Consider the following 8851-nt stretch of genomic DNA (forward strand, 5'->3'; position numbering starts at 1 on the left):
AGAATTCGCGCAAGGATAGCTCGTCGCAGCGCGGACGGAACTCGCGCAAGAATAGCTCGTCGCAGCGCGGACGGAACTCGCGCAAGGATAGCGACATTTTCAATTTTCCATTCTCAATTCTCAATTACTGTACTGGAGATAAATAAATGAGCAAAATTACAAAAACTGCGGTCGTATCCGTTGTAGGACGGCCGAACGTGGGCAAATCCACGCTGACAAACAAGCTGGTCGGTCAGAAGGTGGCCATCGTATCCAGCAAGCCGCAGACGACGCGCACGCGCATTACGGGCGTACTCAGCCGCGGTGAAACGCAGTATGTTCTGCTGGACACCCCGGGTCTGCACAAGCCGCGCTCCCGTCTGGGCGACTACATGTGCAAGGTGGTGACGGACACGGTTTCCGAGGTGGACGTTGCCGTTCTGGTGGTAGAGCCGATCCCGAACATCGGTCCTGCTGAGGAAAGCCTGATCGCTCAGATCAAGCAGCATCACATGCCGGCAATCCTCGTCATCAATAAGATCGACACCGTCAAGAAGGAGGAGCTGCTCGCTGTCATTGCGACCTACGCGGCGGTGCATGAGTTCGATGCGGTTGTGCCTATCTCGGCACGCACCGGCGAGGGCGTAGAGGAGCTGCTCACCGAAATCGACAAATACGCCATCGAAGGCCCGCAGCTGTTCCCGGAGGACATGGTATCCGATCAGCCGGAGCGTCAGCTTGTCGCCGAGATCATCCGCGAGAAGATGCTGCGCCTGCTCGACCGCGAGGTTCCGCACGGTGTAGCCGTCGGCATTGAGCGTTGGAACGAGCGTGAGGACGGTCTGGTGGAGATTAACGCGGTTATCTACTGCGAGAAGGCCAGCCACAAGGGCATTATTATCGGCAAGCGCGGCGCGATGCTGAAAGAAATCGGCCAGCAGGCGCGCGCGGACATCGAGCGCATGCTGGATGCCAAGGTATTCCTTGAGCTGTGGGTCAAGGTCAAGGAGGGCTGGCGCAACAACCAGTACCAGATGCGCAACTTTGGCTACGAGGATCAGTAAATGGCCGAGGTCAAGCTGCGGGCACTCGGTCTGCGCGAGGTGGATTTCGGTGACTTTGACCGCTATCTGACTGCATTGACCGAGGACGGCCGCAGGATTGAAATCCTGTGCAAGAACGCGCGGCGCGGAAAAAAGCAAAATCCGGCGGCACGGCAGTTGTGCTACTCGGAGTTCATTCTGTCGGACCGCGGCGGCAGGTACACCCTGCGGGACGCCGACCTGGTACACTCGTTTTTCGCGCTGGCAGGCGATATTGAGAAGTACGCGCTGTCGTGCTACCTAAATGAGCTGACGACCGCCCTGACCGTGCCGGATTTCGACAATCCGGCCTTGTGCCGTCTGCTGCTGTACGCGCTGTATGCGCTCGAGGGCGGCAAACGCGCCCCCGAGCTTGTCAAGGCGGCGTTCGAGTGGCGTATTATGGCTGAGAGCGGCTATGCGCCGGATTTAACCTCGTGCGGCGTATGCGGCGAGCTGATAGAGAACCCGCCGGTGTGCTTTTCCGTTCGGGCAGGCACAGCCGCGGACGCAAAGTGCGCGAAGCGTGTCGGCGGTTACACACAGCTTGTGGACAGTACCCTGCGGGCGATGCTTCATGTGCTGACAGCCGAGCCGAATAAGGTCTACGCGTTCGCGCTCAGCGGACCGGCAAGAGAGCAGTTCTGCGGCATGGCCGAGGAGTATGTGAAGTATCACCTCGGACGCGGGTTTGAGAGTCTGCAGTTTTATCGGTCGCTGCAGATGCCGATGAAGTAACAGCAGAAAGGAGCATCCTATGACGCACAAAACGGTTTCCATGTGGAAGGTAACGAGAAATCTGATTCTTACAGACGTCTGTGCAATCGCCTTGTACTGGCTCATACCGAGCGCAAAGATGCTCGTGCTGCCGCTTGGTGTACTGTGCGCCATCGGATATATGCTGTGGCTGGGACGGTGCTTCCTGAACGACTGCAAGGCCAATCTGCCGAATGAGGACTATCAGCGCATTGCCGCCGAGTTCGGCTTTATCTGGTTCTGGAACCCCGGTCGGAGAGAACAGTGGCAGTACACCGCCGAGGAAAGCGGCGAGACCGGTGCGGCGCTGCTGCGCATCTGGCGCGGGAATATGGTGCTTGTCATCGTGTCGCTGGCGGTCATGGCGGTACTGGTTTGGATGGGGTAAACGTATAGAAATGTCGTAGGGTTGCGTGGGTATGTGAATGTATATTGGTAATCCATCAACGAAACTCTGCGCAATAGGTTGAAATAATTCCTAAATTATAATTGAGAGGATTTGAAATGAACAAATTAGGCGAAAAATCCCTTAAAACACTGGAATACTACGAAATACTGGAAAAACTGGCCGGACAGGCGGCATCGCAGGCGGCAAAGGAGAAATGCCGCGCGCTTCGTCCGCTGGACGACCACGAGCAGGCCGAGCTGTGGCTGCAGCAGACCACGGACGCGAAGGACCTGATGGTTCGGCAGGGCAGCCCTGCCTTTGGCGGCATCCGAGAGGTCGGCGCGATCCTGTCCCGTGCGGACCGCGGCGGCACGCTCAACCCGCGCGAGCTGCTGGCTGTCGCGAGCCTTTTGCAGACGGCGCGCCGTGCGCTGCTGTACGATGCCGAGCACGAAACCAAGACCACGCTCACGCCTGTTTTCGGTCTGCTCTCCGGCAACCGCGACCTGGAGGAATCCATCACGACCGCCATCATCTCCGAGGAGGAGATCGCGGACGGTGCGTCTCCCGAGCTGCTGAGCATCCGCCGTGAGCTGCGCCGCGTGTCCGGCAAGGTGCGCGAAACGCTCAACCGCATGATCTCCGGTGAGCGCTCCAAGTACCTGCAGGAGAATATCATCACCCAGAGAAACGGCCGCTTTGTTGTGCCGGTCAAGGTGGAGCACCGCGGCGATGTGCCCGGTCTGGTGCATGATACCTCGTCCACCGGTGCGACCGTGTTCGTTGAGCCGCAGCAGGTCGTGGAAATCAACAACCAGATTAAGGTGCTCGAAGGCCGAGAGGAAAACGAGATCGAACGCATCCTCGCGGAGCTGTCATCGCGCGTGTCCATGTACAAGGGCGCCATCGAGCAGGACTACGATGCGCTGACCACGCTGGACTTCATCTTTGCGCGTGCCAAGCTGTCGTTCGACATGAATGCCTGTGCACCTGTGCTTGTTGAGGACGGCAGCCGCTGCAAGCTGCTTCGCGCGCGCCATCCGCTGCTCGATAAGGACAAGGCCGTGCCTATCGACATCGCCATCGGCTATGATTACGACACCCTCGTCATCACCGGCCCGAACACCGGCGGCAAGACGGTTTCGCTCAAAACCCTCGGTCTGCTGTCGCTCATGGCTGCTAGCGGCCTGCATATTCCGGCGAACGAGCAGTCGGAAATCGGCCTGTTTGAGCATGTTTACGCCGATATCGGTGACGAGCAGAGTATCGAGCAGAGCCTGTCCACGTTCTCCGCGCACATGAAGACCATCGTGTCCATCATGGACTGCTGCGGGCAGGGCGACCTCGTGCTGTTCGATGAGCTCGGCGCGGGCACTGACCCGGTCGAGGGCGCGGCGCTGGCTGTCGCTGTCATCGGCTACGCCCGTCAGATGGGCGCCTGCGTGGCCGCTACGACCCACTATGCCGAGCTGAAAACGTTCGCGCTGACCACCGACGGCGTAGAGAACGCCTCCTGTGAGTTTGACGTCAAATCCCTGCAGCCGACCTACCGTCTGCTGACCGGTATTCCGGGCAAGTCGAATGCGTTCGCGATTGCGGCTCGTCTGGGTCTGCAGCCGACCATCATCGAGCGGGCGAAGGAGCAGGTCTCCACCGAGGATGCCCGCTTCGAGGACGTTCTGGCGGAACTGGAGCGCGAACGCCGCCGTGTCGAGCAGATGAAGGAAGAAGCGCAGCGCATGCGCTCTGCGGCGCAGTCCGAGCGCGACAAGATGCGCGCCGAGCGCGATGCTGCCGAGGACCGTGTGGACAAGATGATGGAGAGCGCCCGCGGTCAGGCGGACAACATCCTCAAAAACGCCCGCATGACGGCGGAAACCGTGTTTGACGAGCTGGAAACGCTCAAAAAGAAGGCGCAGAAGAAGAACGCCGACCAGAACCTCGCGGCAGCCAAGGCGGCGCTGCGCGGTGTCATCACCCAAACCGAGAACGAACAGCGCCGCGGCATCCAGAAGCGCGTTGTCGAGGCTGACGAGATTCGTTCGGTGCAGAAGGGCGATCGTGTGCGCCTGCTCAACGTCGGCGGCGTCATTGCGACCGTGCTCGCTCCGGCGGACAGGGATGGCGGCGTGCAGGTGCAGGCCGGCCCGATGAAGATGACGGTCAAGGAGAACGAGCTGCGCCTCGTCGAGGAGAAGAAGAACACGCCTAAGCCCAAGCCGCAGCCGCGGCGTGACGCTCCGCGCAGAGAACTTAACATCCGCTCGGCGGAAAGCGAGGTTGATGTGCGCGGCATGAGCGCCGAGGAGGCTCTCTTTGAGGTGGACAACTTCCTGTCGCGCGCCATCATGGCCGGACTGCCGTCTGTCACGGTCATCCACGGCAAGGGAACCGGCGTGCTCCGCACGGCTGTGCAGCAGCATCTGCGGAAAAACAAGCGCGTCAAGAGCGTCCGCAGTGGTGTTTACGGCGAAGGAGAGCAGGGCGTAACAATCGTCGAATTGCGTTGAGGAAATCCCGCACAGTTTACGCATAGATTTCTTTTAATGAATTATGTGGTATTGCCCTAAAAATACCTGTTTCAGGAATCAAAAACCGGTGAATAGGGCATAATGCCCTATAAATTAGTACGTTTTTTGAAAAATTCATCTAAAAAGCAAAGGGCGCAGATGGAAATAAGCCTTGACGAAAATGCAAAAAAGCGATAGACTATATACAACGGATTTGAAGAAATAGGAGCGATGCAGATATGTATTCAAAAGAGGTACAGGTTACCAATCAGGTAGGCTTATATGCCCGCCCGGCAACTTTTTTCATTCAGAAGGCAAATGAGTTCAAGTCTACCATCCTGGTAGAAAAGGAAGAGCGCCGCGTAAACGCGAAGAGCCTGCTCGGCATTCTGTCCCTGGGTATCACCAAGGGCACTACCATCAACCTGATCGCTGATGGCCCGGATGAGGAAGAGGCTGTTTCCGCACTGGTTGAGCTTATCACATCCAATTTTACTGACTAAGTTATCGCGTCCTGAGGGAAAAGCGCCGGTTGTTTTGATCGGCGCTTTTATTTTTGCAAATGATGATTGAGGGAAGGAGGGCAGTTCGCATGACAAGAGAACAGCTGAAGGAGCGCGTGCGCAAGCTGCCCATGCAGCCCGGCGTTTACATGCACAAGGATAAGACCGGCAAGGTGATTTACGTCGGCAAGGCCAAGCTGCTGAAGAACCGCGTGTCCAACTACTTCCAGCCGCCCGAACGGCTGAACGCCAAGACGCGCCAGCTGGTCAGTCATATCGACGACTTCGATATCATCGTCACGGACAGCGAGTTTGAAGCGCTCGTGCTCGAGAACTCGATGATAAAGAAGTACAAGCCGAAGTACAACATTCTGCTCAAGGACGACAAAGGCTATCCCTATGTGCGGCTGGACACCACGCTGCCCTACCCGGATTTCAAAATTGTCTCCAAGCCTGCACATGACGGAGCGCGGTACTTCGGTCCGTACATGGGCCGCGGTGCGGCAAGACGAGCGATTGATACGATCGGAGAAGCACTGCACCTCAAAAGCTGTGCGCGTTCCTTCCCGCGGGACATCGGCAAGGACCGGCCGTGCCTGAATCTGCACCTCGGCCGCTGCTGTGCGCCATGCACCGGCAAGGTCAGTCCGGAGGAGTATCACGCGCTGATCGAACAGGCGATCTCGCTGTTCGAGGGCGACGCAAAAAAGCTCGAGCGTGAACTCACCGAGAAGATGAACGAAGCCGCCGAAGAGCTCCAGTTCGAGCGGGCCGCCGTGCTGCGCGACCGTCTGCGGGCCATCCAGAAGCTGGGCACCAGGCAGCATGTGGTTGCCGGTGCGTTCGCAGAGCTGGACGTTATCGCCTTTGTGCAGGGACAGACCCGCGCGTGCGTCTGCGTGCTGCATTACAGCGCCGGCACGCTGCAGGATAAGGAATACACGTTCTTCCACGTCACCGAGAGCGACCCTGCCGAGGTGCTTTCCTCGTTCATCAAGCAGTATTATGCGCAGCGCAATGCGGTGGCGAAAACCGTTTTGCTCTCGCATGAAATCGAGGAGCAGGACGCCGTGGGCGAGTACCTTTCATCCATCGCAGAGCGCAAGGTCGAGCTGGCCGTGCCGCAGCGCGGCGAACGCCGGGTGCTGACCCGCCTCGCGGAGAAAAACGCCTTCGAGGAGATCGAACGCAGAGAGAAGCAGTCCGAGAGACGGCATAAATCGCTTGAACTGCTGCAGAATGTCACCGGAATGGCGGCATTGCCGCTTCGGCTGGAAGCCTACGACATTTCCAACTTCGCCGGACAGGATACGGTCGGCTCGATGATCGTGTTTGTCGAGGGTCAGCCGAAAAAGAGCGATTACCGCAAGTTTAAGATTGCGTGTGCCGCCAACGGACAGGACGACTACGCCTCCATGCGCGAAATGCTCACGCGCCGCGTGCAGCGCTATGTGGACGGCGACGAGAAGTTTGCGCCGCTGCCGAACGCGTTCATGATCGACGGCGGTCTGGGTCATGTGCACGTCTGCAAGGAGGTGCTCGACTCGTTCGGGCTGTCAGTTCCGTGCTTCGGTATGGTCAAGGACGACCGCCACCGTACCCGCGCCCTCGTTGCGCCGGACGGCCGTGAGTTCGGCATCTCGGCGACTCCGGCGCTGTTTGCGCTCATCGGCCGCATGCAGGAGGAGGTCCATCGGTTCGCCATCGAGTATAACCGCAAGCTGGGCGGCAAAAAGGTGCGCGGCTCCACACTGGATAAAATCCCGGGCGTGGGCGATAAGCGCAGAACCGACCTGCTCAAGCACTTCGGCAGCATTGAGAATATCAAGCAGGCGTCCGAGCAGGAGCTGGCGAGGATTCTGCCGAGGAATGCGGCACAGAGCGTATACGAATTTTTTCATAATGAGTAATTACTAATTCCTAATTCCTAATTTTCAAACAGTTAGATTTCAGCAGGAGGCTACCATGAGAGTTGTATCCGGAACTGCGCGGGGCTGTAAATTGCAGCCCGTGCCCGGCATGAACACCCGCCCGACCACCGATCGGGTAAAAGAAAACGTATTCAATCTGATACAGGATCATGTGCGCGGTGCCGAGGTGCTCGACCTGTTTGCGGGCACCGGTCAGCTTGGCATTGAGGCGCTCTCGCGCGGCGCTGCTCACTGCGATTTTGTCGAGCACAACAAGACAGCTTACGGCATCGTGAGCAAAAACGTCGAAAGTGCGCGTGTGAAGGATAAGACGGCGCTCCACCGCACGGAGGCAGCGGAATTTGTTTCCAAAGCAGGCAGGGAACGGTACGACGTGATCTTCCTCGATCCTCCGTACGGCGGCGTGATCTTAGAAAATGCGCTGAAACAGATAGAAACGTTTGACATTCTCTCTGTAAATGGTATAATAATATGCGAAAGTGCAGTAGAGGACAGATTCTCCCACGGCTTCGCGGTCGTGCGGGAACGCCGCTACGGCGCTACCATGATTACCATTCTGCAGCGGCAGAGTGGCGAAACGGAATGAAATAAATGAAAATTGCGATTTATCCGGGCAGCTTTGACCCTGTCACACTGGGACATCTGGATATCATCCGCCGTGCGTCGATCATGTTTGACCGGCTGATCGTTGCGGTAATGCACAACCAGAACAAAAAACCCGCTTTTACCGCCGAGGAACGTGTGGAATTCTTAAAGCGGACAACGGCTGACCTGCCAAACGTCGAGGTGGAATCCTTCGACGGCCTGCTGGCGGACTACGCCAAGCAGAAAAACGCATGCGCCATCGTAAAGGGTCTGCGTGCGGTTTCGGATTTTGAATACGAATTCCAAATGGCACTTGCCAACCGCAAGCTCAACCCTGAGCTGGATACCGTGTTTTTGATGACAAGTGCGGAATATATGTACCTCTCTTCCTCGATCGTGAAGGATATTGCGGTACACGGCGGCGGTGTCGCCGATTTTGTTCCCGAGGGGATTATGCAGGACATTGTGCGCCGAATTAGAAAGGGAGAGTAAAAATGGCAACTTTAGAGGAACTCATTAACCGCATGTATGATATGGTGCAGGACGCAAAGGGCATTCCGCTGGCAGGCGAGAAGTGCATCGTAGAGCGCGACCACATGCTGGATATGCTGGACGAGCTGCGTGAGGCTCTGCCGAACGATCTGCAGCAGGCACAGGAAATTGTTGCAAAGCGCAGTGAGATGCTGGCATCCGGCAAGCGCGAGGCTGAGGCGATCCGCCGTCAGGCTGAGGAGGATGCACGCCAGATGGTCTCCGAGACCGAGATTGTCGTAGCGGCACGCCGCAAGGCCAAGGAAGTACAGGGCAATGCCGAGATTCAGGCTCGTGAGCTGCGCCGCGTGGCCAATGAGTACTGTGAGGATACCCTCAAGCGTACCGAGGAGGCAGTAGCTCTCGGTCTGGAGGAGGTCCGCAAGGCACGCCAGCGCTTCAAGAGCATCGCAAAGTAAAAACGAAATGCAGGCAGTCACCTTTGAAGTGACCCCAAAAAGTTAGACAATATTTTGAAGTAAAAATTGTTTAAGCAGCCGAAAGGGCTTGCTGTCTGTGAATTGCAGGCGGCAAGCCCTTTAGCTTTGCCTTGATCCTGCGGTTGTTGTAGTAATCCAGATATTCA

General features: G+C 57.5%; 10 protein-coding genes. 9 read left to right on the top strand and 1 reads right to left on the bottom strand.

Annotation, left to right across the window (positions count from 1 at the left end; all coding sequences use genetic code 11):
* Positions 1–146: 146 nt before the first annotated feature.
* The 9 genes from era (at position 147) to C7386_RS09745 (ending at position 8684) form a co-directional block, all read left to right on the top strand.
* Positions 147–1043 (top strand): GTPase Era, encoded by an 897-nt coding sequence (gene era / locus C7386_RS09705; protein WP_110436323.1) that lies wholly within the window; start codon positions 147–149, stop codon positions 1041–1043.
* Positions 1044–1799, top strand: a complete 756-nt coding sequence (recO, locus tag C7386_RS09710; protein ID WP_116705410.1) for a DNA repair protein RecO — start codon at positions 1044–1046, stop codon at positions 1797–1799. It abuts the gene before it with no gap.
* A 19-nt stretch (positions 1800–1818) separates the two neighbouring features.
* On the top strand, positions 1819–2205 hold the full coding sequence (locus tag C7386_RS09715; RefSeq protein WP_116705411.1) for a hypothetical protein: 387 nt from the start codon (positions 1819–1821) through the stop codon (positions 2203–2205).
* Positions 2206–2321: 116 nt separating this feature from the next.
* Positions 2322–4715 (top strand): endonuclease MutS2, encoded by a 2394-nt coding sequence (locus C7386_RS09720; protein ID WP_116705412.1) that lies wholly within the window; start codon positions 2322–2324, stop codon positions 4713–4715.
* A 239-nt stretch (positions 4716–4954) separates the two neighbouring features.
* Entirely contained in the window at positions 4955–5218 is a 264-nt protein-coding gene (locus C7386_RS09725; RefSeq protein WP_107632189.1) for an HPr family phosphocarrier protein, read from the top strand.
* An 89-nt stretch (positions 5219–5307) separates the two neighbouring features.
* Positions 5308–7128, top strand: a complete 1821-nt coding sequence (gene uvrC, locus C7386_RS09730; RefSeq protein WP_116705413.1) for an excinuclease ABC subunit UvrC — start codon at positions 5308–5310, stop codon at positions 7126–7128.
* 55 nt (positions 7129–7183) lie between these two features.
* Positions 7184–7735: a 16S rRNA (guanine(966)-N(2))-methyltransferase RsmD gene (gene rsmD, locus C7386_RS09735; RefSeq protein WP_110436328.1), complete on the top strand. Its 552-nt coding sequence runs from the start codon at positions 7184–7186 to the stop codon at positions 7733–7735.
* A gap of 5 nt (positions 7736–7740) precedes the next feature.
* Entirely contained in the window at positions 7741–8226 is a 486-nt protein-coding gene (coaD, locus tag C7386_RS09740; RefSeq protein WP_110436329.1) for a pantetheine-phosphate adenylyltransferase, read from the top strand.
* Positions 8227–8228: 2 nt separating this feature from the next.
* Positions 8229–8684 (top strand): F0F1 ATP synthase subunit B family protein, encoded by a 456-nt coding sequence (locus C7386_RS09745; RefSeq protein WP_110436330.1) that lies wholly within the window; start codon positions 8229–8231, stop codon positions 8682–8684.
* Positions 8685–8754: 70 nt separating this feature from the next.
* Here the strand turns inward: C7386_RS09745 and C7386_RS09750 are convergent.
* Positions 8755–8851: IS3 family transposase (locus C7386_RS09750; protein WP_133241578.1), on the bottom strand; the 97-nt coding region annotated here is incomplete at its 5' end.

It is taken from the genome of Agathobaculum butyriciproducens, assembly GCA_003096535.1.
Classification (GTDB): Bacteria; Bacillota; Clostridia; order Oscillospirales; family Butyricicoccaceae; genus Agathobaculum; species Agathobaculum butyriciproducens.